The 22,186-nt window shown below is 53.4% G+C and carries 23 protein-coding genes; 8 read left to right on the forward strand and 15 right to left on the reverse strand.

Translation table 11 applies throughout. From position 1 onward, the window contains the following. Nucleotides 1-254: 254 nt before the first annotated feature. Entirely contained in the window at nucleotides 255-821 is a 567-nt protein-coding gene (gmhB, locus tag ABIB59_RS21210; protein WP_039078460.1) for a D-glycero-beta-D-manno-heptose 1,7-bisphosphate 7-phosphatase, read from the reverse strand. Between the two features lie 188 nt (nucleotides 822-1,009). Here gmhB and metN point away from each other — a divergent pair, with 188 nt between their 5' ends. From metN to proS, 6 genes are all read left to right on the forward strand, one after another. After that, nucleotides 1,010-2,041, forward strand: a complete 1,032-nt coding sequence (gene metN, locus ABIB59_RS21215) for a methionine ABC transporter ATP-binding protein MetN (protein WP_039078459.1) — start codon at nucleotides 1,010-1,012, stop codon at nucleotides 2,039-2,041. Beyond that, complete coding sequence (locus ABIB59_RS21220; protein WP_039078458.1) at nucleotides 2,034-2,687, forward strand: methionine ABC transporter permease MetI; 654 nt, start codon at nucleotides 2,034-2,036, stop codon at nucleotides 2,685-2,687. The genes metN and ABIB59_RS21220 overlap by 8 nt, the downstream gene beginning before the upstream one ends. Before the next feature lie 43 nt (nucleotides 2,688-2,730). After that, a complete protein-coding gene (gene metQ, locus ABIB59_RS21225) occupies nucleotides 2,731-3,546 on the forward strand; it encodes a methionine ABC transporter substrate-binding lipoprotein MetQ (RefSeq protein ID WP_354036939.1) in 816 nt (271 codons plus the stop codon). A gap of 107 nt (nucleotides 3,547-3,653) precedes the next feature. Then, nucleotides 3,654-4,058, forward strand: coding sequence for an envelope stress sensor lipoprotein RcsF (rcsF, locus tag ABIB59_RS21230; protein ID WP_039078456.1), 405 nt, complete (start codon nucleotides 3,654-3,656; stop codon nucleotides 4,056-4,058). After that, nucleotides 4,055-4,762: a tRNA (N6-threonylcarbamoyladenosine(37)-N6)-methyltransferase TrmO gene (gene tsaA, locus ABIB59_RS21235; RefSeq protein WP_071193685.1), complete on the forward strand. Its 708-nt coding sequence runs from the start codon at nucleotides 4,055-4,057 to the stop codon at nucleotides 4,760-4,762. Before rcsF ends, tsaA begins: the two co-directional genes overlap by 4 nt. Before the next feature lie 111 nt (nucleotides 4,763-4,873). Next, entirely contained in the window at nucleotides 4,874-6,592 is a 1,719-nt protein-coding gene (proS, locus tag ABIB59_RS21240; protein ID WP_079497212.1) for a proline--tRNA ligase, read from the forward strand. Between the two features lie 32 nt (nucleotides 6,593-6,624). On the opposite strand, the gene nlpE is transcribed toward proS, so the two are convergent. The 3 genes from nlpE to ABIB59_RS21255 are packed head-to-tail and all read right to left on the reverse strand — an operon-like array spanning nucleotide 6,625 to nucleotide 8,323. Beyond that, on the reverse strand, nucleotides 6,625-7,323 hold the full coding sequence (gene nlpE / locus ABIB59_RS21245; protein ID WP_354036942.1) for an envelope stress response activation lipoprotein NlpE: 699 nt from the start codon (nucleotides 7,321-7,323) through the stop codon (nucleotides 6,625-6,627). Nucleotides 7,324-7,358: 35 nt separating this feature from the next. Beyond that, entirely contained in the window at nucleotides 7,359-7,781 is a 423-nt protein-coding gene (gene arfB / locus ABIB59_RS21250; RefSeq protein WP_039078452.1) for an alternative ribosome rescue aminoacyl-tRNA hydrolase ArfB, read from the reverse strand. After that, nucleotides 7,778-8,323, reverse strand: coding sequence for a YaeQ family protein (locus tag ABIB59_RS21255; RefSeq protein ID WP_169039924.1), 546 nt, complete (start codon nucleotides 8,321-8,323; stop codon nucleotides 7,778-7,780). Before ABIB59_RS21255 ends, arfB begins: the two co-directional genes overlap by 4 nt. Nucleotides 8,324-8,516: 193 nt before the next feature. Here ABIB59_RS21255 and ABIB59_RS21260 point away from each other — a divergent pair, with 193 nt between their 5' ends. Beyond that, nucleotides 8,517-8,717, forward strand: coding sequence for a YaeP family protein (locus ABIB59_RS21260; RefSeq protein ID WP_039078450.1), 201 nt, complete (start codon nucleotides 8,517-8,519; stop codon nucleotides 8,715-8,717). Beyond that, nucleotides 8,704-8,964, forward strand: coding sequence for a Rho-binding antiterminator (rof, locus tag ABIB59_RS21265; RefSeq protein ID WP_039078449.1), 261 nt, complete (start codon nucleotides 8,704-8,706; stop codon nucleotides 8,962-8,964). The genes ABIB59_RS21260 and rof overlap by 14 nt, the downstream gene beginning before the upstream one ends. A gap of 29 nt (nucleotides 8,965-8,993) precedes the next feature. Here the strand turns inward: rof and tilS are convergent, their stop codons facing one another. The 11 genes from tilS to skp all read right to left on the reverse strand — a co-directional run bounded on the left by tilS (nucleotide 8,994) and on the right by skp (nucleotide 22,140). Continuing rightward, nucleotides 8,994-10,283: a tRNA lysidine(34) synthetase TilS gene (gene tilS, locus ABIB59_RS21270; protein WP_071193696.1), complete on the reverse strand. Its 1,290-nt coding sequence runs from the start codon at nucleotides 10,281-10,283 to the stop codon at nucleotides 8,994-8,996. A gap of 69 nt (nucleotides 10,284-10,352) precedes the next feature. Continuing rightward, nucleotides 10,353-10,742 carry a VOC family protein gene (locus tag ABIB59_RS21275; RefSeq protein ID WP_335257419.1) on the reverse strand — a complete coding sequence of 130 codons (390 nt, stop codon included), beginning with the start codon at nucleotides 10,740-10,742 and terminating at the stop codon, nucleotides 10,353-10,355. Nucleotides 10,743-10,798: 56 nt separating this feature from the next. Then, complete coding sequence (locus ABIB59_RS21280) at nucleotides 10,799-12,937, reverse strand: lysine decarboxylase LdcC (RefSeq protein WP_354036945.1); 2,139 nt, start codon at nucleotides 12,935-12,937, stop codon at nucleotides 10,799-10,801. Nucleotides 12,938-13,043: 106 nt separating this feature from the next. Beyond that, on the reverse strand, nucleotides 13,044-14,003 hold the full coding sequence (accA, locus tag ABIB59_RS21285; protein WP_039078446.1) for an acetyl-CoA carboxylase carboxyl transferase subunit alpha: 960 nt from the start codon (nucleotides 14,001-14,003) through the stop codon (nucleotides 13,044-13,046). Between the two features lie 12 nt (nucleotides 14,004-14,015). Continuing rightward, nucleotides 14,016-17,498 (reverse strand): DNA polymerase III subunit alpha, encoded by a 3,483-nt coding sequence (gene dnaE, locus ABIB59_RS21290; RefSeq protein ID WP_079497216.1) that lies wholly within the window; start codon nucleotides 17,496-17,498, stop codon nucleotides 14,016-14,018. 25 nt (nucleotides 17,499-17,523) lie between these two features. Beyond that, nucleotides 17,524-18,120: a ribonuclease HII gene (gene rnhB, locus ABIB59_RS21295; protein WP_039078444.1), complete on the reverse strand. Its 597-nt coding sequence runs from the start codon at nucleotides 18,118-18,120 to the stop codon at nucleotides 17,524-17,526. Further along, nucleotides 18,117-19,265: a lipid-A-disaccharide synthase gene (gene lpxB, locus ABIB59_RS21300; protein ID WP_354036948.1), complete on the reverse strand. Its 1,149-nt coding sequence runs from the start codon at nucleotides 19,263-19,265 to the stop codon at nucleotides 18,117-18,119. The genes rnhB and lpxB overlap by 4 nt, the downstream gene beginning before the upstream one ends. Beyond that, nucleotides 19,265-20,053 carry an acyl-ACP--UDP-N-acetylglucosamine O-acyltransferase gene (lpxA, locus tag ABIB59_RS21305; RefSeq protein WP_039078442.1) on the reverse strand — a complete coding sequence of 263 codons (789 nt, stop codon included), beginning with the start codon at nucleotides 20,051-20,053 and terminating at the stop codon, nucleotides 19,265-19,267. Before lpxA ends, lpxB begins: the two co-directional genes overlap by 1 nt. A gap of 3 nt (nucleotides 20,054-20,056) precedes the next feature. Continuing rightward, nucleotides 20,057-20,512: a 3-hydroxyacyl-ACP dehydratase FabZ gene (gene fabZ, locus ABIB59_RS21310; RefSeq protein ID WP_004145858.1), complete on the reverse strand. Its 456-nt coding sequence runs from the start codon at nucleotides 20,510-20,512 to the stop codon at nucleotides 20,057-20,059. 104 nt (nucleotides 20,513-20,616) lie between these two features. After that, entirely contained in the window at nucleotides 20,617-21,642 is a 1,026-nt protein-coding gene (gene lpxD / locus ABIB59_RS21315) for a UDP-3-O-(3-hydroxymyristoyl)glucosamine N-acyltransferase (RefSeq protein WP_039078441.1), read from the reverse strand. A gap of 3 nt (nucleotides 21,643-21,645) precedes the next feature. Then, nucleotides 21,646-22,140: a molecular chaperone Skp gene (skp, locus tag ABIB59_RS21320; RefSeq protein WP_039078473.1), complete on the reverse strand. Its 495-nt coding sequence runs from the start codon at nucleotides 22,138-22,140 to the stop codon at nucleotides 21,646-21,648. Nucleotides 22,141-22,186 lie beyond the last annotated feature (46 nt).

Genomic DNA, 22,186 nt, shown 5'->3' on the forward strand with positions numbered 1-22,186 from the left:
CAGATTGTCTGATAAATTGTTAAAGAGCAGTGCAACGCGGCTTTCGCTCACCGTTGCGAGGTGGCGTATATTACGCTTTCCTCTTTCAGAGTCAACCCGTTATTTCAGGATTTTTCTCTTCAACCGACCCGGCTGTTTGTGTGAAGTGATTCACATCCGCCGTGTCGATGGAGGCGCATTATAGGCAGCCCACGATGAATGACAAGCGAAAAAATGCATTTTTATTTCAACCGCTCATCTTTTCATCATAACGGTTACTTTTGTTGCTTTTTGATAGCCGCAGGTAGGTCCGCAAGGCTATTAATCACCCAATCTGCCGCATTTTCCGCCTCTGGTGTAACGGGCTTGCCGGTACGCACCAATACTTTCGTTCCCACATCAGCAGCGGTAGCCGCCTGCATATCTTCGAGTTTGTCACCCACCATATAAGAAGCAGACATATCAATGTGCAGATAGTCTCGAGCAGAAATGAGCATGCCCGGATGTGGCTTACGGCAGTCACACACCTGGCGGAACTCTTCTACCGTCCCCTGAGGGTGGTGCGGGCAATAGTAGATACCATCCAGCTCGACATCGCGATCGGCCAGCGACCAGTCCATCCATTCGGTGAGCGTTTCAAATTGCGCTTCGGTGAATTTACCGCGCGCGATACCGGACTGATTGGTCACCACCACCAGCGCGAAGCCCATGGCTTTCAGTTCGCGCATGGCGTCAATGACACCGTCTATAAATTCGAAGTTATCAATTTCGTGCACATAACCGTGGTCGACATTAATAGTGCCATCACGGTCGAGGAAAATTGCGGGTACTGATTTTGCCACCGGGTTGCTCCTGAAAAAGGCATGTGGGCGTAGTATCTCATGTTTCACCGCACAGGAAAGTGCTCATCGCGCAGGGTTCGATTGATTTAGACGTCTGGATGCCTTAACATCCGCCTTGTTTACGGTCATCACCCGTAACAGGCAGAACAAAATGCCACGGCTAACTCTCATACGATAAAAATAATCTGATGATTAAACTTTCCAATATAACCAAAGTATTCCAGCAGGGAACTCGCACCATTCAGGCGTTGAACAATGTCAGCCTGCATGTTCCTGCCGGGCAAATTTATGGCGTCATTGGTGCCTCTGGCGCCGGTAAAAGTACGCTTATTCGCTGCGTTAACCTGCTTGAGCGCCCGTCCCAGGGCAGCGTCCAGGTTGACGGCCAGGAGCTGACAGCCCTTTCAGAAGCACAACTCACTAAAGCTCGCCGCCAGATTGGCATGATCTTCCAGCACTTTAATTTACTCTCTTCCCGCACCGTGTTTGGTAACGTCGCATTGCCACTTGAGCTGGATAACACGCCGCGCGAAGAGATTAACCGTCGCGTCAAAGAATTGCTGGATCTGGTTGGACTGGGCGACAAACACGACAGCTATCCGGCGAATCTGTCCGGTGGTCAAAAGCAGCGTGTGGCCATTGCCCGCGCACTGGCGAGCAACCCGAAAGTACTGCTGTGCGATGAAGCCACCAGCGCACTGGACCCGGCAACTACGCGTTCCATTCTGGAGTTGTTGAAAGACATCAACCGTCGTCTGGGCCTGACGATTCTGCTCATTACCCACGAAATGGATGTCGTAAAACGCATTTGCGACTGCGTTGCCGTCATCAGTAATGGTGAACTGATCGAACAGGACACTGTAAGTGAAGTGTTCTCTCATCCCAAAACGCCGCTGGCACAGCAGTTTATTCAGTCAACGTTGCACCTGGATATCCCTGAGGATTACCAGCAGCGCCTGAAAGATCAGCCACTGGCAGGTAGCGTGCCGATGTTACGCATGGAATTCACCGGTCAATCGGTCGATGCCCCCCTGCTTTCTGAGACCGCACGCCGCTATAACGTGAACAACAATATTATCAGTGCGCAGATGGATTACGCCGGTGGCGTGAAATTCGGCATTATGCTGACAGAAATGCACGGCGAGCCGCAGGATACGCAAGCCGCTATTGCCTGGCTTAAGGAACACCATGTGAAAGTAGAGGTGCTGGGTTATGTCTGAGGCAATGATGTGGTTACTGGCGCGTGGCGTCTGGGAAACGCTGGCAATGACCTTCGTATCCGGTTTCTTCGGCTTTGTGCTGGGTCTTCCGGTTGGCGTGCTGCTTTATGTCTCGCGTCCTGGACAAATTTCGGAGAATGCAAAACTCTACCGTACCATTTCGGCGCTGGTGAATATTTTCCGTTCGATCCCGTTCATTATTTTACTGGTCTGGATGATCCCGTTCACCCGTATTATCGTGGGGACTTCCATCGGCCTGCAGGCAGCGATTGTGCCTCTGACCGTCGGTGCAGCACCTTTTATTGCCCGTATGGTGGAAAACGCCCTGTTGGAAATCCCAACCGGCCTGATTGAAGCCTCCCGTGCAATGGGCGCAACCCCGATGCAGATCATCCGTAAGGTACTACTGCCGGAAGCACTGCCGGGTCTGGTCAATGCAGCAACAATTACTCTGATTACCCTGGTGGGTTATTCCGCAATGGGTGGAGCCGTGGGCGCAGGCGGTCTGGGGCAGATTGGCTACCAGTACGGTTATATTGGCTATAACGCCATTGTGATGAATACCGTCCTGGCACTGCTGGTGATTCTGGTTTACTTAATTCAGTTTGCAGGCGATCGTATCGTTCGCTCTGTTACGCATAAATAACGTTGCTCACAACACAACGACTCTGAAAGAAAGGAAAAAACACATGGCTTTTAAATTCAAGACCTTTGCGGCAGTGGGTGCCCTGATTGGTTCTCTGGCTCTGGTAGGTTGTGGTCAGGACGAAAAGAATCCGAACCACATTAAAGTCGGCGTCATCGTCGGTGCTGAACAGCAGGTTGCCGAAGTTGCACAGAAAGTCGCGAAAGAGAAATACGGTCTGGACGTTGAGCTGGTAACCTTTAATGACTACGTTCTGCCGAACGAAGCGCTGAGCAAAGGCGACATCGATGCGAACGCCTTCCAGCACAAACCGTACCTGGATCAGCAGATCAAAGATCGTGGCTATAAACTGGTTGCTGTTGGCAATACCTTTGTTTACCCGATCGCAGGCTACTCCAAAAAAATTAAATCTATCGATGAATTGCGGGAAGGCGCTCAGGTCGCTGTACCGAACGATCCGACTAACCTCGGCCGTTCCCTGCTGCTGTTGCAGAAACAGGGCCTGATCAAACTGAAAGATGGTGTTGGCCTGCTGCCAACCGCTCTGGATATTACAGAGAACCCGAAAAACCTGAAAATTGTTGAGCTGGAAGCCCCACAACTGCCGCGCTCGCTGGACGATGCACAAATCGCGCTGGCCGTTATTAACACCACCTACGCCAGCCAGATCAATCTGACGCCAGCAAAAGATGGTATCTTTGTCGAAGATAAAGACTCTCCGTACGTTAACCTGATCGTTACCCGCGAAGACAACAAAGACGCAGAAAACGTGAAGAAATTCGTTCAGGCCTATCAGTCTGACGAAGTCTACGAAGCAGCGAACAAAGTCTTCAATGGCGGTGCGGTGAAAGGCTGGTAATCCGGCCCGTCAGCAATATCCTTCAGGACGGGCTCATGCCCGTCTTGTCATTTGTGCAAGCTCCTGATTCAATAAGCGGCGTTAAGATCATTTTTTGAGGATATATTATGCGTGCTTTACCGATCTGTTTTTTAGCACTCATGCTGAGCGGCTGTTCAATGCTAAGCAGATCTCCTGTCGAACCTGTTCAAAGCACAGCAACCCCGCCTAAAACAGAACCAGCAAAACCGAAACCGCCGCGTCCGACGCCGGTTCGAATCATTACCAATGCTGAAGATTTGGTGGGTAAACCGTTCCGTGATTTAGGTGAAGTGACCGGTGACTCTTGCCAGGCAACCAATCAGGATTCCCCACCGAACATCCCGACCGCCCGTAAACGCATGCAAATCAACGCATCAAAAATGAAAGCGAATGCGGTTCTGCTCCACAGCTGTGAAATCACCAGCGGCACGCCGGGTTGCTACCGTCAGGCTGTATGCGTAGGTTCAGCGCTGAACGTCACGGCGAAATGACCACATTTGCCATCGAGCAGATAGGCGTCATCCGCTCCCCCTATAAAGAAAAGTTTGCCGTTCCCCGCCAGCCTGGTCTGGTTAAACATGGAGGCGGCGAACTGCATCTGCTGCCTCCCTATAATCAGGCCGAAGCCGTACGCGGGCTTGAGGCGTTCAGCCATCTCTGGATTGTGTTCATTTTCCACCAGACGATGGCTGGCGGCTGGCGTCCTACGGTACGCCCTCCCCGGCTAGGGGGGAATGCGCGGATGGGGGTTTTTGCCACGCGTTCAACCTTCCGTCCTAATCCGATTGGCATGTCTTTGGTGGAGCTTAAAGGCATTCACTGCGAGAAAGAGCGTGTCATTTTGCAACTGGGTAGTCTTGATCTTGTCGACGGCACGCCCGTCGTGGATATCAAACCCTATTTACCCTTTGCTGAGGCTCTGCCGCATGCCAGCGCCAGTTATGCGCAGCAGGCCCCCGTCGCGGAGATGGCGGTGTACTTCACGCCGGAGCTCGAAGCGGCATTTCCACAGTTAGAAAAGCGTTACCCGCAGCTAAGATCGTTTATTATTGACGTCCTGGCGCAGGACCCGCGCCCGGCATACCGTAAAGATGAGGAAATGGGGAAAACGTACGCGGTCTTGTTGCTGGATTTCAACGTGCGCTGGCGCGTGACCACTGCAGGTTTTGAAGTGTTTGCGCTGGAAGGCCGTTAATTTATCCTCCCTCTACTTTTGGCATCTCTTTCTCGCTGGTAAACTGAATCACTTTTTTGAATCAGGCTCCTTTTGAGTCTGTTCCAATCGTCCAAATGGAACCGTAACAACATGCGTACTAGCCAATACCTGCTCTCCACTCTGAAGGAGACACCTGCCGACGCCGAAGTCATCAGCCATCAGTTGATGTTGCGCGCCGGGATGATTCGCAAGCTGGCCTCCGGGTTGTATACCTGGCTGCCGACCGGCGTGCGCGTCCTGAAAAAAGTCGAAAACATCGTGCGTGAAGAGATGAACAACGCCGGTGCGATTGAGGTGTTAATGCCGGTCGTTCAGCCTTCTGAACTGTGGCAAGAGAGTGGTCGTTGGGAGCAGTACGGTCCGGAACTGCTGCGTATTTCTGACCGTGGCGAGCGTCCGTTCGTACTCGGGCCGACTCACGAAGAAGTGATCACCGATCTGATTCGTAACGAGCTCAGCTCTTACAAACAGCTACCGCTGAATTTCTTCCAGATCCAGACGAAGTTCCGTGACGAAGTACGTCCGCGTTTCGGCGTGATGCGTTCCCGTGAATTCCTGATGAAAGACGCCTACTCTTTCCATACTTCTCAGGAATCGCTGCAGGAAACCTACGACGCGATGTATGCTGCCTACAGCAAGATCTTTACCCGCATCGGGCTGGAGTTCCGCCCGGTTCAGGCAGATACCGGCTCTATCGGTGGTAGCGCGTCTCATGAGTTCCAGGTACTGGCGCAGAGCGGTGAAGATGACATCGTTTTCTCTGATACCTCTGACTATGCCGCCAACATCGAACTGGCAGAAGCTGTGGCGCCGAAAGCACCGCGTGCGGCGGCAACTCAAGAGATGACGCTGGTTGATACGCCGAACGCGAAAACCATCGCCGAGCTGGTTGAACAGTTCAACCTGCCGATTGAGAAAACCGTCAAGACCCTGCTGGTCAAAGCCGTTGAAGGCAGCAGCTACCCGCTGGTCGCCCTGCTGGTACGTGGCGATCACGAACTGAACGAAGTAAAAGCCGAAAAACTGGCGCAGGTTGCCAGCCCGCTGACTTTCGCGACCGAAGCTGAAATTCGCGCCGTGGTAAATGCGGGTCCGGGTTCGCTGGGGCCGGTAAACATGCCGATTCCGGTCGTTATCGACCGTACCGTTGCGGCAATGAGCGATTTTGCCGCTGGCGCTAACATTGATGGTAAACACTACTTCGGTATCAACTGGGACCGTGACGTAGCAACCCCGGAAATCGCCGATATCCGTAACGTGGTTGCTGGCGACCCAAGCCCGGACGGTCAGGGGACGCTTCTGATCAAACGCGGTATCGAAGTGGGTCACATCTTCCAGTTAGGTACCAAATACTCTGAAGCGCTGAAGGCGTCCGTTCAGGGTGAAGATGGTCGTAACCAGATCCTGACCATGGGCTGCTACGGTATCGGGGTAACGCGTGTTGTGGCTGCGGCGATTGAACAGAACTTCGATGACCGCGGTATTGTATGGCCAGAAGCGATTGCACCGTTCCAGGTGGCCATTCTGCCCATGAACATGCACAAATCTTACCGTGTTCAGGAACTGGCAGAGAAGCTCTATAACGAACTGCGCGCACAGGGTATCGACGTGCTGATGGACGACCGTAAAGAGCGTCCGGGTGTGATGTTCGCTGATATGGAGCTGATCGGTATTCCGCACACCATCGTGCTGGGCGACCGTAACCTCGACAACGACGATATCGAATACAAATACCGTCGCACTGGCGAAAAACAGATGATCAAGACGGGTGATATCCTTAATTACCTTGTCAGCGCCATCAAGGGCTAACAGTAAAAAGCCTCGCAAATGCGAGGCTTTTTTTATTGGTGATTACAATCTTTTCCGGCTATAAATTTCGCGTTTTTATCCGCCACCAGCGTCTTTTCCATCTCACCGTTATCCGTTTTCGGCTGTAGCGCGAAATGTCCTTCCACCTCCAGCAATACCGGCTGCGAAGCCTGACCTGCCGCTGCTTTATATTGCTGTTCGAGCCGCGCATCATTGCTGACCGCAATCCGTTTGCCCGTCATACAATCAGCGAACTCTGCCACACCACCAGTACGCGAATACATGCCACGCATCGCCATCGGCGTTGTCGGTAAGGCCGCCGTGACAGGCTGCAAGACATAATTTAGCTGTGAGCGAATCGGGTTCCCTTCACGATCCAGCATTTCCAGCGCACTGCCTTTCGCGCGGAAGTAAAGTTTCTCGCCACTTGCATCTGTCAGCACCAGCTTGTCCGCAGTGCGTGCCCATTGCCCGTAAGAGGCAAAATTTGATGGCGCTTTGCCACCCTGATAGCCCTGATTCATCACCCAGGTGCCATCTTTTTCAAGGAACAGTGAGGTTTCGATGCCTTCACAATCTGCGCACGGCAGAATACCGCGCCAGCTCTGTTGCATTGGCTTGAGCTTTTCAGCTCGCACGGGGGAGACGGTTTCCACCTCTCCCCGATTGTTGCACCCCATCAGCGCAAAGAGTGTCATTGCCACAGCCAAAGATACAATCGCTTTATTCACTCTTTCTTCCTTATGAACAGTTCTTATCTCGTCCGTCACTCCTGTGGGCGACGAACCTTCCCTCGTAGCGCTTTTACAGAAGATTTTTGCGCTTTTCCTGCCAGACGCCGCTCTTTCGATGCCCGTGTTGGACGGGTGGCCCGACGGCTTTTTTGCACCACCGTCAGTTCCCTGATTAACGCCACCAGCCGGGCAATCGCCGCTTCGCGATTCATATCCTGGCTGCGGTACTCCTGCGCCTTGATGATAACGACCCCGTCGGCCGTTAAGAGATGATGTGTCGCTGCCAGCAGCTTCTCTTTATAAAACTCGGGCAAACTAGACGCACGAATATCAAAACGCAGATGGATCGCCGTAGAGGCTTTATTTACATGCTGCCCGCCCGCCCCTTGCGCGCGAATCGCCGTAATCTCCAATTCTTCATCAGGAATGCTGACCTGGCGGGATATCTCAATCATGCGTGCTGTTGCCAGGTTGCCAAGTGGATTTCCAGATTGGTTTGAGTGTCGCTCAGCCAGATAGTTCCTTCCTGGAGAGTAGCCTGCAGTGACATTGTCCGCTCCGCCAGCCCACTCAGCATCGCCAGTTGCTCATCATCCAGGTACCAGATACTCAGATTTTTAAATCCAGCGAGTTTGCTCTGGTTCTGCTGCCACCAGATTTGTGCCGCACGCGAGTTATAGGTGAATAGCGCCACCTCTTTCGAATGCGAACAGGCTTTCTTGATGCGCCGTTCGTCCGGCAATCCGAGTTCGATCCACAGATCGATACCCAGATGATCGTTGCGCAGCCACACTTCGGGCTCGTCATCCGCACACAGCCCACGGGTGAACTGTAGCCGTTCATCGGCAAATTTAATCCATGCCAACAGGCGCAGCATCATGCGCTCCTGCGTCTCGGAAGGATGACGGGCAAGCGTCAATGTGGCATCGAGAAATTGATTCCGGTCTAAATCCGCCACATTCACAGTAGCTTTATAAATGGTTGCTTTGAGCGCCATACCGCCTCCTTTGCATAACAGCGGCTATTGTAGCGAATAAAGATATAACGTGCTGTTATCTCTTAATCTGCGGTTAATTCATCACTCTGATAATGACCCGTCGGGTATGGTATAGTCACCTTGCTAAACAGAGTTAATCTTCGTAGGCTTAATGGTATCTCACAGTAAAGCCAGGGTGCTGACAGGAGGACGTGTGGGAAATTATTGTGAGTTAATACGCCAGCGGTATGCGGAAATTGCCAGCGGAGACTTAGGGTATATCCCGGATGCGTTGGGGTGCGTATTGAAAGTTTTGAATGAAGTGGCTTCGGACGATGCCGTTTCAGAGTCGGTCAGGGAAAAGGCGGCGTATGCTGCCGCGAACTTACTGGTGAGCGATTATGTCAATGAATGATACCTATCAACCCATCAATTGCGACGACTATGACAACCTGGAACTCGCCTGTCAGCATCATCTCCTACTGACGCTCGAGCTCAAAGATGGCGAAACTTTGCAGGCAAAAGCCAGTGATTTAGTATCTCGCAAAAATGTGGAATATTTGGTTGTTGAAATTGCAGGAACAACGCGCGAACTGCGTCTCGACAAAATTGCCAGCTTTAGTCATCCGGAAATCGGCACCGTCGTGGTGAGCGAATCCTGACAGCACTTTCGGGCAGCGCTGACTGCCCGTTACTTCTGCCACATTAGCCGTACGCCAGGCTGCCCATTTTCTGCTTTGCCCTCCTGCGTGACAAACACGCCTGCCGCAGCAATCAGCGACTCACCGTAAAACAGTAGTGGTGTTGTATCCCGACGCCAGGGTGCCACGCCCAACTCCTGCCAGATCTTTTTAAGTTTACGGCCACCGTTACGCCCCTGGATGTGCAAAGTTCCCGTCGCCTGAAAGCGTACCGATACCACTTCGTCAGCGCCCGGTGGACGCAGCTCCTCGCCCGGCACAAGCCGCAGAACGCCAAGCCCATCCGGCAACGTCAGCGGCAAAAAAGGATCCGTCCATTGCAGAACTTTTTCGCGCTGACCCGCAAGCGCCTTAACCCACCACAAATAACCCTGATAACGGCGGATATCATGATCGCCAAGGCGCAAGCATGGCACTGCATCCTCTCTGGCTAACGCCACCTCTTGCCAGACCCGTAGCAACATTTCCCGGGAAGGCATCGGCGCCTGCTGCGCGGAAAGCCAACGTCGTAAGATAGCGGCACGCCGTGCCGCACTTAACGTTTCCAGCGCCGCAATCGACAACCCACCGTCACGGTGTGTCGCCGCCGCAAGCTCGTCTGCCAGCAGTTCATCCAGCAATTGCTCCTGCTCGCCGCACAAGGCCGCACTCCGGGCGACCGCATCGGCAAAATGCGGCCAGCGGGCATTCAATGCAGGCAGAACGCGTAAACGCAGGAAGTTGCGGTCATAGGCATCATCAGCATTACTCTCGTCTTCAATCCATGACAAGCCATGCTGCTGAGCCCAGCGAAGAAGGGCTTCACGTGTTTCGTTCAACAACGGTCTGAGGAGCATAGTGTCGGCAAACGGCAGCGTTTCCGGCATACCCGCAAGACCGGCCGGACCACTCCCCCGTTTAAGCGCCAGTAAAAACGTTTCGCACTGGTCGTCAAGATGCTGGGCGGTGAGCAGCAATTCTCCGGGGACTAACGCTTGAGTAAAGGCGGCATAACGGGCTTTTCTCGCCTGCGCTTCAATTCCATTGCCTTCATCCACCAGTTGTACCCGATGAACAACAAGCGGTACCAGCCAGCCATCGCAGACCTGCTGACAATGAGCAGCCCAGGCATCCGCATTGGGGCTTAATCCGTGGTGAATATGAATCGCGCGCAGGGAAATGTCCGGCTGCTGATGACGCCACTGCACCAAACGGTGCAACAGTACTGTCGAATCGAGCCCGCCGCTAAACGCCACCAAAAACTGGCGTTGATGGGCAGGAAAGCGAGAAAGTAAGGGCATGATCATGGCATTAACCGAAACGGAAATCATGCCCGGCACGTTACCGGGCATTCTTGTGACTGGCAAGGCTTACTGCTGATAGAGTTCCAGCGGAAGGTTGTCAGGATCTTTAAAAAAGGTAAAGCGCTTACCGGTGTAAGGGTCAACACGAATCGCTTCGCACGAGACATTGTGCGCTTGCAGGTGAGCAACCGCCTGATCGATATCCACAACGCTAAAGGCCAGATGACGTAATCCGCAGGCTTCCGGCCCACTCGGACGTGCTGGCGGAAAGGGAAACGAAAACAACTCAATGACATACTGGCCATTCAGCGCCAGGTCTCCTTTCCAGGAGTCACGCTCTTCACGATAAACTTCGCTTTGCAGCGTAAAACCCAGGATATCGCAATAGAACGCTTTACTCTTTACATAATCCGTTGCGATGATGGCGATGTGATGTACCTTTTTTAAACCCAGCATAATGTCTCCTTTTGTCTTTGCGCACGTTACCGTTGTGACGGGTAACCCGCAAGAGGCTACGGTCTTTTTAAGACACGTACCCAATAGACGCCATCTTCTCCCCGCTTCGCGCCATGGATATCCGTTTCAAAACCCGGATAGTGCCGCCCTATCGCACAGAGCATTAACAGGAAATCCAAAACCGAGCGGCTCGCTTCGGTGATCATCTCCCCTGGCATCAGTAACGGCACGCCCGGTGGGTAAGGTAAGATCATATTGGCGGAGATACGTCCGGTAAGCCTTTCCAGTTCAATAGTTTCAACATCTCCACGGATTTGCTGCTGCCACGCCTGATGCGGCGTCAGCTTCATTTCCGGCAACACATCAAACGCCCGCAGCATCAGTTGCGGCAGATCGTGCTGGCGGATCAATTTATGGATGCCCTGCGCAAGATCCTGGATCCGCATATTGCGGTAGAAGTCGGGATCTTCGGCATACAGATCCGGCAGCATGTTCTTCACGCGTAAATTGAGATCGTAGGCACGCTTGAACTCCATTAACCCACGCAGCAGGCCCATGGCACGGGTTTTGTCGATCCCGATACTGAACAGGAACAACAGATTGTAAGGACCCGTTTTTTCAACTACCACGCCGCGCTCATCAAGAAACTTCGCCACCAGCGCCGCCGGGATCCCCTCTTCACTCATATTGCCTTGCTCATCCATACCCGGCGTCAGAATAGTCACCTTGACCGGGTCGAGGAACATGTGGTCTTCGTCAGCATCGCGGAAGCCGTGCCAGCTTTCTTCCGGCGCTACCGGCCAGCAATCGGCCTCATTGATCTCCTCGGGCTGCCAGATATCAAAGAACCAGCCATCGGCTTCATCTTTTAACCGCTGCACCTCTTTGCGGAAATGCAAAGCGCGCTCAACCGAACGGTTAATCAGCCGTTTACCGGGGTTACCGCGCAACATTGCCGCCGCGGTCTCAATGGAGGCCACCAGCGGATAGCTTGGCGAGGTGGAGGTGTGCATCATAAAGGCTTCGTTAAAGGTATCTTCGTCATACTCACCTTTCACATGGATAAGCGAGGCCTGCGAAAACGCCGCCAGCATTTTGTGCGTCGATTGCGTTTCGAAAATCACTTTCCCCGGTACCCGCTCACCGCTCATGCCGCTCTTCCCGGCATAAATCGGATGAAAGTTGGTGTACGGCACCCAGGCGGAATCGAAATGAATAGAAGGCACATCCAGCGTTTTTTTAATCCAGTCAGTGTTGTATAGCAGCCCATCGTAAGTGGAATTGGTGATTACCGCATGCACCGGCCAGGTTGCACCTGCGGTTGCAGCAATCTTTTGTTCAATGCTGGCATGGGTGAATTCCCGGCGCGGAATACCGCCCAGAATCCCCAGCGCGTTACGTCCCGGTTTTAACCACAGCGGCGTAACGTCGCTCATCATTAACAGATGGGCCAGTGACTTGTGGCAATTGCGATCAATCAGCAGCGTACTACCCACCGGTGCGGCGTACATACCCACAATTTTATTGGAGGTGGAGGTGCCATTGGTGACCATATAACTTTGCTCAGCGCCAAAGGTGCGGGCGATATACTCCTCGGCTTCCAGATGCGGCCCGCTATGGTCCAGAAGCGAGCCCAGTTCAGTGACCGAGATAGACACATCCGCTTTTAGCGTGTTGCCGCCGAAGAAATCATAAAACAGGCAGCCAACCGGGCTTTTCAGGTAGGCCGTACCCGCCATGTGGCCTGGCGTGCAGAAGGTGTATTTTCCTTCTTTCACATAGGTAAAGAGCGCTTTGGTAAAGGGCGGCGTGATGTTATCGAGATACTCTTTTGTGTACTGCCCGATACGTGTTGCAATGTCATCGGCCATCCCCAGGGCATATTCAAAAAACCACAGCGCCATCCGCATATCTTGTGCGCTGACATCCAGCGTCGAATGGGTGTTAATAAAGGCATAAAGGGGAAGATATTCGTTAAGCTGGTTGATATCGCTGCATAAATCGAGCGTGTACTCGTCCCAGTCGAAAATGACGCCGCAGATACGCGGATTGTGTTCGATGAATTTCAGCAGGTCGCTGCTGTTTTGTGGCCAGATTATCTGAAACCCTTGCGCCTGGAGCGCCTTCTCAAGCTCCTTGATCGGCTCATCTTTGTAAAAGACGCCGTGCGGCCCCATGATGGCAATAATATTCACGGTTACCTCCTGAAAAAAACCTAAGTTAATCATAGCTGAGGTAAACAGGGGGTATAAAAAAAGCCACAACACTGTGTGGCTTTTCAGAATGATCTTTCAATGCTTATCAGGCGTAACCATAGCTCATCAGACGCTGGTAACGGCGATTACGCAGATCGTCTTTGCTCAGCACGTCCAGATCCGCCAGATCTGCAATCAACTGCGCTTTCAGAGAGGCCGCGATGGCTTCCGGGTTACGGTGTGCGCCACCTAACGGTTCCGGAATGATCGAGTCGATCAGTTTCAACTCTTTCAGACGCGGTGCAATGATACCCATTGCGTCGGCAGCCAATGGTGCCTTGTCTGCGCTTTTCCACAGAATGGACGCACAGCCTTCCGGCGAGATAACCGAATAAGTGCTGTATTGCAGCATATTCACTTTGTCACCCACGCCAATGGCCAGCGCACCGCCAGAACCGCCTTCACCGATAACGGTACAAATGACCGGTACGCTCAGACGGGACATTTCACGCAGGTTACGCGCGATCGCCTCAGACTGACCACGCTCTTCCGCGCCCACGCCAGGGTATGCGCCTGGGGTGTCGATAAAGGTAATGATCGGCATATTGAAACGTTCAGCCATTTCCATCAGGCGCAGCGCTTTGCGATACCCTTCCGGTGCCGGCATACCAAAATTGCGGCGAATTTTTTCTTTGGTTTCACGTCCTTTCTGGTGGCCGATGATCATCACCGGGCGACCGTCAAGGCGAGCGATACCACCGACGATGGCTTTGTCGTCCGCATAAGCGCGGTCGCCAGCCAGCTCGTCGAATTCATCAAATGCGAGGCGGACATAATCCAGGGTGTATGGACGCAGCGGATGGCGTGCCAGCTGAGCGACTTGCCATGCACCAAGATCGGCAAAGATTTTGCGCGTCAGCTCTACGCTTTTTTCACGCAGACGATGCACTTCTTCATCGATGTTAATATCCAGTTTTTCATCCTGACGACTTACTGACGTCAGAGAATCGATTTTCGCTTCCAGCTCGGCAATCGGCTGTTCGAAATCAAGGAAATTCAGACTCATAGTATTCCTGTATTAGTCAAACTCCAGTTCCACCTGCTCCGAACCAATGAGGCCACGGAGATCGTTTAATAAACGATCGCTCGGAGAGACACGCCACGTTGCGCCGAAACGTAATCGTGCACGTGCATCCGCCCTCTGATAGTAGAGATGTACTGGAATGGTCCCCGAGCGATGGGGTTCCAGAGACTGACGGAGTCGGTTCAAAAGCTGGTCATCAATTTGCCTGTCCGTCAGCGAGATAGCAAGCCCGCGCGCATATTTTTCACGAGCTTCGTCAATGTCCATCACTTCGCGGGCGGTCATTTTAAGCCCCCCGCTGAAGTCATCAAAGCTGACCTGTCCGCTGACGATCAGTATGCGGTCTTTTTCCAGCAGTTGCTGATATTTGTCCAGGGCGTCCGTGAACAACATCACTTCCAGGCGCCCGGAACGGTCATCCAAAGTACAGATGCCAATACGATTGCCGCGCTTGGTGACCATAACCCGCGCAGCAATCACCAGCCCCGCCGCCGTGGTGACCTTGCCACGTTCGGTCGGGTGCATGTCTTTTAGTCGGTAGCCACCGACGTAACGATCGATCTCTTTTAAATACTGGGTGATCGGATGCCCGGTCAGGTACAGCCCCAGGGTTTCACGTTCACCGTCCAGCACCACCTGCTCTGGCCACGGCTGGCAACTGGCGTAAGACTGTTCCACCTGTTCGGGCTCTTCTGCCAGGACACCGAACATATCCGCCTGACCAATGGCTTCCGCTTTCGCATGCTGATCTGCCGCTTTCAGGGCGTCGCCGAGGGAATTCATCAGCGCGGCCCGATGCGGCCCAAGGCGGTCAAACGCCCCGGACATTATCAGTTTTTCCAGCACCCGGCGATTGAGTTTTTTGGTGTCGGTACGGGCACAGAGATCAAACAGTTCCCGGAAATAGCCGCCGTTATTACGAGCCTCGAGGATCGCTTCAATCGGGCCTTCACCCACGCCTTTGATAGCCCCAATGCCGTAAACAATTTCACCGTCGTCATTCACGTGGAAATGGTACAGACCAGAGTTGATATCCGGCGGCAGGATCTTGAGCCCCATGCGCCAGCATTCGTCCACCAGGCCTACCACCTTCTCGGTGTTGTCCATATCGGCGGTCATTACCGCCGCCATAAACTCTGCCGGATAGTGCGCTTTCAGCCACAGCGTCTGGTATGAGACTAAAGCATAGGCAGCAGAGTGCGATTTGTTAAATCCGTACCCGGCGAATTTCTCCACCAGGTCGAAGATTTTCATCGCCAGCTCGCCGTCAACGCCGTTTTTCTTCGCCCCTTCTTCGAAGGTCCCGCGCTGCTTGGCCATCTCCTCCGGCTTTTTCTTACCCATCGCACGACGCAGCATGTCCGCGCCGCCGAGGGTATAGCCAGACAGCACCTGGGCTATCTGCATCACCTGTTCCTGATACAAGATGATGCCGTAGGTCGGCTCCAGTACCGGTTTCAGACTCTCATGCTGCCACTGTACGTCCGGGTAGGAAATCTCTTCGCGCCCGTGCTTACGGTCGATAAAGTTATCCACCATTCCCGATTGCAGTGGGCCCGGACGGAACAGGGCCACCAAGGCTATCATATCTTCGAAGCAGTCAGGCTGCAGACGCTTGATCAAGTCTTTCATGCCGCGGGATTCAAGCTGGAAGACCGCTGTGGTTTCCGAGCGCTGCAGCATGTCGAAGCTTTTCTTGTCATCGAGCGGGATAGCGGCGATATCAAGCGGTGGCTCGCCGTTCTTCTCTCGGCGGGCGTTGATCATCTCCAGCGCCCAGTTGATGATGGTGAGCGTACGCAGCCCCAGGAAGTCAAACTTCACGAGACCCGCGTATTCCACGTCGTTCTTATCAAACTGGGTGACCGGATGTTGCCCCGCCTCATCACAATAGAGCGGTGCAAAATCGGTGATTTTGGTCGGCGCGATAACCACACCACCGGCGTGTTTACCGGCGTTACGCGTGACGCCTTCCAGCTTACGCGCCATATCAATTAGCGCTCTGACTTCCTCGTCAGCCTCGTAGATTTCTGGCAGTTGCGGTTCCGCTTCAAAGGCTTTCGCCAACGTCATACCAGGATCGGGCGGCACCAGCTTAGAAATACGATCCACAAAACCGTACGGATGCCCCAGCACGCGGCCCACGTCGCGGATAACCGCTTTCGCCGCCATCGTACCGAAGGTAATAATCTGCGATACCGCGTCACGCCCGTACATATCTGCTACGTGCTCGATAACCTGATCGCGTTTTTCCATACAGAAGTCAACGTCGAAGTCGGGCATGGAGACACGTTCCGGGTTAAGGAAACGTTCGAACAGCAGGTCGAATTCCAGCGGATCGAGGTCGGTAATTTTCAGCGCGTACGCCACAAGCGATCCTGCACCCGAACCACGGCCCGGCCCTACCGGCACACCGTTATCTTTCGACCACTGGATAAATTCCATAACGATAAGGAAGTAGCCCGGGAACCCCATCTGGTTAATAACCTGGAGTTCAATATCCAGACGTTCATCATACTCAGGGCGTTTCTCTTTACGGACCGCCTCATCCGGGAAAAGGAATGCCAGGCGCTCTTCCAGCCCCTCTTTCGACTTCGCGACAAGAAAATCTTCGGTGGTCATATCCCCGGTCGGGAACTGGGGCAGGAAGTATTCGCCCAGACGCACCGTGACGTTACAACGTTTGGCGATTTCTACCGTGTTTTCGAGCGCTTCCGGGATGTCAGAGAAAAGCTCACACATCTCGTCTTCGCTGCGCATATATTGCTGCGCAGAGTAATTACGCGGACGCTTGGGGTCATCAAGGGTAAAGCCGTCGTGAATCGCGACACGGATTTCATGGGCATCAAAGTCGCCCGCATCGATAAAACGCACGTCATTGGTCGCCACAACAGGCAGACCGCGTTCTTCGGCGAGCCGTACCGCCGCATGCAAATAGTTCTCTTCGTCCGCGCGACCGGTACGAATCAGTTCGAGATAATAGTTGTTGGGGAAATGCTCTTCGTAAAACGCCACGCACTGCTCGACCAGCGCGCTATTACCGCGCATCAGGCTTTTACCAACATCCCCCATCCGGGCACCAGACAACAGGATCAGCCCGTCTTTCAGCTCAACCAGCCAGTCGCGGTCAATCCATGGCCCCGCCGCCCCGTACCCACGCTGATAGGCACGAGAAATTAGCAGCGTCAGGTTTTGATAGCCGACGTTGTTTGCTGCCAGTACAGTGAGCTGCGTCAGTTCGTCCGCGAGTAGTTCGCTCTGAACATGAAAATCGGCCCCCACAATCGGTTTTAACCCCGCGCCATGGGCCGTTCCGTAGAACTTCACCAGGCCACACAGGTTGGTAAAATCGGTGATCGCCAGCGCTGGCATGCCGAGCGCGGCCGCCTTTTTCACCAGCGGCCCGGTTTTCGCCAGCCCGTCTATCATGGAGTAGTCGCTATGCACCCGCAGGTGTACGAAACGTGGTTCAGCCATTTTCAGATCTCTTCACGTCACAGAATCAGGACACAAGGCCCAGCACGCGTTTGACGGGCGCAAAGCTGCGCCGATGATGTTCCGTTGCGCCATGCTCAGCCAGTTTTTCCAGATGGAAAGCGGTTGGATAGCCTTTATGCTGCGCGAAACCGTATTGAGGAAAAGTCAGATCGAGCGTGGCCATTTCTGCATCGCGGGTGACCTTCGCCAGAATGGAGGCGGCGCTGATTTCAGGCACCCGACTGTCACCTTTTACAACCGCCAGCGAAGGCATCGGCAGTTTGGGGCAACGGTTGCCATCAATGAGAACATACTCCGGAATAATACCCAAACCAGCGACCGCACGCTGCATCGCCAGCATCGTGGCATGCAGAATATTTAACTCGTCGATTTCGTGCGGCTCTGCACGGCCCAGACTCCAGGCCAGCGCCTTCTCTTTGATCTCGTCAAACAATGCCAGACGGCGTTTCTCAGATAATTTTTTCGAGTCATTAAGACCGATAATAGGACGCGCCGGATCGAGGATAACAGCAGCAGTCACCACTGCGCCAACCAACGGGCCGCGTCCAACTTCATCCACACCGGCAACCAGGTGTGTATGGGGGTAAATAAATTCCATCATTGTGCCAACTCCAGTACGGCATCTGCGGCCTGCTCATCGGCATTACAGCGGATCTGCAGATGCAGTTCCCGGAAAATATCGTGCATCGCATGGCTGGTTTTGCCATTTGCCAACAGGGGGAGTAACGCATCAGCCAGCGCCTGAGGCTGACAGTCATCCTGCAGCAGCTCTTTAACAAGCTCACGACCCGCCAGTAAATTGGGCAGCGACACGTAATCGGTTTTAACCAGACGCTTCGCCAGCCAGAAGGTAAACGGCTTCATTCGATAACCCACCACCATCGGGCATTTCGCCAGCATGCACTCCAGCGCGGCTGTGCCGGATGCCAGCAATGCAGCATCACTGGCGATCATCGCTTCCCGCGCCAGGCCATCCAGCATATGCACGCGCAGCTCAGGGGCCACATCCGCTTTGATGCGTTCAAACTGCTCGCGACGCTTTGCATTCACTAACGGCACCACAACTTCCAGGTCCGGATAATGCTTACGCAACAGCTGCGCCGTACGCAAAAAGTCAGCGCTCAGCATCTCAACCTCTGCGCCACGGCTGCCCGGAAGTAACGCAAGGCAATGCGCGTCATGGGGAATGCCTAATGTGTCCCGCGCCGCATTTTTATCCGGATCCAGCGGCATCGCATCCGCCATGGTATGACCGATAAAACGGCAGGGAACATTGAATCTATCGTAAAACGCTTTTTCGAAAGGCAGAAATGCGAGCACCAGGTCGGTGGCTCTGCCTATTTTGAAAACGCGTTTCTGGCGCCAGGCCCATACCGAAGGGCTGACATAATGAATGGTCCTGATGCCCTTCTTTTTCAGGTTCCCCTCAAGGGTAATATTGAAATCGGGTGCATCAATGCCGACAAAGACATCGGGTTTAAGCTCGCTAAAGCGACGCGTGAGGTCGGCACGGATATGCAGCAGACGTCGCAGGCGACCAAGCACCTCGACAATCCCCATTACCGCCAGCTCTTCCATTTCGTACCAGGCCTCGCAGCCTTCGGCCTGCATACGCGGCCCGGCAACACCGACGAAGCGCGCATCGGGCATACGCGCTCTCAGTGCACGGATGAGACCCGCACCAAGAATATCGCCGGAGGTTTCTCCGGCGACGAGGGCAATCGTTAACGGACGACGTTCAACCATTACCGAATTAAACCACGCGTGGAACGTTCAAAAAACGCCATGAACGTTTTCACTTCCGGATGCTGTTCTGCCAGCTCGGCAATTTCAGGTTTCGCTTCATCCAGCGTTTTGCCGCTGCGGTACAGCAGTTTATACGCGTTACGGATTGCGGTGATCGCTTCGCGGCTAAAGCCACGACGCTTAAGACCTTCAATATTCACACCAAACGGAGTGGCGTGGTTACCCTGAGCAATCACGAACGGTGGAACGTCCTGTGCGACACCAGAACAGCCGCCAACCATAACGTGCGCACCGATAATGCAGAACTGGTGCACCGCGGTCATACCGCCAATGATCGCGAAATCATCAACGGAAACGTGGCCTGCCAGTGTGGCGTTATTCGCCAGAATGCAGCGGCTGCCAACGGTGCAATCATGCGCAACGTGCGCATTGACCATCAGCAGGTTGTCACTGCCCACCTTCGTCAACCCACCGCCTTGTACCGTGCCACGGTGAATGGTGACGCTTTCGCGGATGCGGTTGCGATCGCCAATTTCCACGCGGGTCGGTTCACCAGCATATTTCAGATCCTGGTTAACCTCGCCGATGGAAGCGAACTGATAAATCTCGTTATCGCGACCAATTTTGGTATGGCCATTAATAACAACATGAGACTTCAGTACGGTGCCTTCGCCGATTTCGACGTTAGCGCCAACAATACAAAACGGACCAATGTGAGCGTTAGCACCAATAACGGCACCGTCTTCAACAATGGCAGAAGGATGAATAAAGGCGGTTTTATCAATCACGTATCAGGCCTCCCGGCTACGTGCACACATCATAGTAGCTTCACAAACAACTTTACCGTCTACCAGCGCGACACCCTTGAAGCGAGTCAGGCCACGGCGCGTTTTTTCGAAAGTTACTTCCATGATCATTTGATCGCCTGGCACAACCGGACGCTTAAAGCGCGCTTCATCGATACCTGCGAAGTAGTAGAGCTCGCCTGGTTCCAGTTTACCGACGCTTTTGAACGCCAGAATACCGGTTGCCTGCGCCATCGCTTCCAGAATCAACACGCCAGGTAAAATCGGTTTGCCTGGGAAATGCCCCTGGAAAAACGGCTCATTTACCGAAACATTTTTAACTGCGCGCAGAAAACGACCTTCTTCAAAGTCCAGCACACGGTCTACCAGCAAAAACGGGTAACGGTGCGGCAGAAGCTCCAGAATCTCTTCAATGTGCAGAGTATGAGTGTCAGTAGTCAAAATACTCTTCCTGTCTAAATATACTAAAAGGCCATAATAACACGGCCCGCGGCAATCGTAAGAATGCCGACAGGCCGGGAAGTTTAAACGTAGCGAGCGAGCTATTAGTCTTCTTTATTGACTTTACGCTCAATAGCTTTGAGGCGCTTGCTCATGTCATCAATGTTCATCACCAGGGCTGCGGTTTTACGCCACACCTTGTTCGGCTGTAGCGGGATGCCGGAGGAATAAATTCCTGGCTCGGTGATAGGACGCATCACCATCCCCATTCCCGTCACGGTGACTTTATCGCAGATTTCCATATGCCCGTTGATAACGCTGGCACCGCCAATCATGCAATAACGGCCAATTTTCAAACTACCCGCCATGATGACGCCACCAGCAACCGCGGTATTGTCGCCAATCACGACGTTATGTGCAATCTGGCACTGGTTATCAATGATGACACCGTTACCAATGCGGGTATCATCCAGCGCACCGCGATCGATAGTGGTACATGCACCAATTTCAACACGATCGCCGATGATGACACGACCAAGTTGTGGGATCTTAACCCAGGTGCCGCGATCGTTAGCATAACCAAAACCATCAGAACCGATCACGGTGCCCGATTGAATCAGGCAATTCTCACCGATCTCGATTTCATGGTAAATGGTCACATTGGCCCATAAACGGGAGCCCGCACCAATTTTCGTATTTTTCCCAACGAAGCAGCCGGGGCCAATGACAACATTGTCACCAAGCGTCACGCCGGATTCGATGACTGCGTTTGCGCCAATCGCCACGTTGTTTCCCAGCGTCGCATCAGGATCGATCACGGCCCCAGGGGCGATGTTCTGAGCCGGTTGCGGCGTGGTATCAAGAATTTGGGCCATGCGCGCGTATGTCAGGTAGGGGTTTTTCACTACCAGAGCCGCACTCGTGGCAAAAGGAAGATCGTCCTGCGTCATGACGACAGCAGACGCCTGACAGGCAGCTAAGCTTTCACGGTACTTAGGATTTACCATGAAGGTGATTTGCCCTGCTTTAGCGGATTGCATGGACGCAACGCCGGTGATGACGATATCGCCATCACCGTGTAACTCTGCATCCAACTGTTGAGCTAAATCAGACAGTCGAATTGAAGGCATTACTTATTTAACCTGTTTCAGTACATCAGCAGTGATGTCTTTAACGTCATTGCTGTTGTAGATAGCGGCGTTAGAAGGAATAACCAGATCCACGCCCTGATCGGAAGCAACTTTCTTCACAGCAGCCTGAATTTTGGTCATCAGCTTGCCACGTTCTTCGTTAGAACGACGAGCCTGATCCTGCTCGAAAGCCTGACCTTTCTGTGCCAGATCCTGACGCTGAGCCTGGATATCTTTTTCCAGCTTAGTACGATCGGCCGCTTTCATTGTGGAACCGTCACGCTGATAGCGCTGCATTTTAGTCTGCAGGTCAGATTCCATACGCTGCAGTTCGCTGGCACGGCCACTGAATTCGTTTTTCATTGTCTGAGAAACGCCAGAAGTCTGCGCAACCTGTTGGAACAGGCTGTTCATGTCTACGACCGCAATTTTATCGGCCGCCTGAGCAGACGTTGCCATTGCCAAACCTACACCTGCAGCTAATAACCACTTTTTCACAATTAACTCCTCACCATCCCGTTTGTACCCGAAGGTACCGTTCTTT

It is taken from the genome of Citrobacter sp. UYEF32 (genome assembly GCF_040546205.1).
Taxonomy (GTDB): Bacteria; Pseudomonadota; Gammaproteobacteria; order Enterobacterales; family Enterobacteriaceae; genus Phytobacter; species Phytobacter diazotrophicus.

Excerpts from the sequence above, each read along its gene's own strand:
- dnaE (WP_079497216.1), bottom strand. The coding sequence starts at position 17,498 with ATGGCTGAACCACGTTTCGTACACCTGCGGGTGCATAGCGACTACTCC.
- proS (WP_079497212.1), top strand. The coding sequence starts at position 4,874 with ATGCGTACTAGCCAATACCTGCTCTCCACTCTGAAGGAGACACCTGCC.
- metQ (WP_354036939.1), top strand. The coding sequence starts at position 2,731 with ATGGCTTTTAAATTCAAGACCTTTGCGGCAGTGGGTGCCCTGATTGGT.
- ABIB59_RS21275 (WP_335257419.1), bottom strand. The coding sequence starts at position 10,742 with ATGCTGGGTTTAAAAAAGGTACATCACATCGCCATCATCGCAACGGAT.
- ABIB59_RS21220 (WP_039078458.1), top strand. The coding sequence starts at position 2,034 with ATGTCTGAGGCAATGATGTGGTTACTGGCGCGTGGCGTCTGGGAAACG.
- accA (WP_039078446.1), bottom strand. The coding sequence starts at position 14,003 with ATGAGTCTGAATTTCCTTGATTTCGAACAGCCGATTGCCGAGCTGGAA.
- tilS (WP_071193696.1), bottom strand. The coding sequence starts at position 10,283 with ATGCCCTTACTTTCTCGCTTTCCTGCCCATCAACGCCAGTTTTTGGTG.
- lpxD (WP_039078441.1), bottom strand. The coding sequence starts at position 21,642 with ATGCCTTCAATTCGACTGTCTGATTTAGCTCAACAGTTGGATGCAGAG.
- rof (WP_039078449.1), top strand. The coding sequence starts at position 8,704 with ATGTCAATGAATGATACCTATCAACCCATCAATTGCGACGACTATGAC.
- tsaA (WP_071193685.1), top strand. The coding sequence starts at position 4,055 with ATGACCACATTTGCCATCGAGCAGATAGGCGTCATCCGCTCCCCCTAT.
- ABIB59_RS21255 (WP_169039924.1), bottom strand. The coding sequence starts at position 8,323 with ATGGCGCTCAAAGCAACCATTTATAAAGCTACTGTGAATGTGGCGGAT.
- arfB (WP_039078452.1), bottom strand. The coding sequence starts at position 7,781 with ATGATTGAGATATCCCGCCAGGTCAGCATTCCTGATGAAGAATTGGAG.
- rcsF (WP_039078456.1), top strand. The coding sequence starts at position 3,654 with ATGCGTGCTTTACCGATCTGTTTTTTAGCACTCATGCTGAGCGGCTGT.
- rnhB (WP_039078444.1), bottom strand. The coding sequence starts at position 18,120 with ATGATGGAATTTATTTACCCCCATACACACCTGGTTGCCGGTGTGGAT.
- lpxB (WP_354036948.1), bottom strand. The coding sequence starts at position 19,265 with ATGGTTGAACGTCGTCCGTTAACGATTGCCCTCGTCGCCGGAGAAACC.
- metN (WP_039078459.1), top strand. The coding sequence starts at position 1,010 with ATGATTAAACTTTCCAATATAACCAAAGTATTCCAGCAGGGAACTCGC.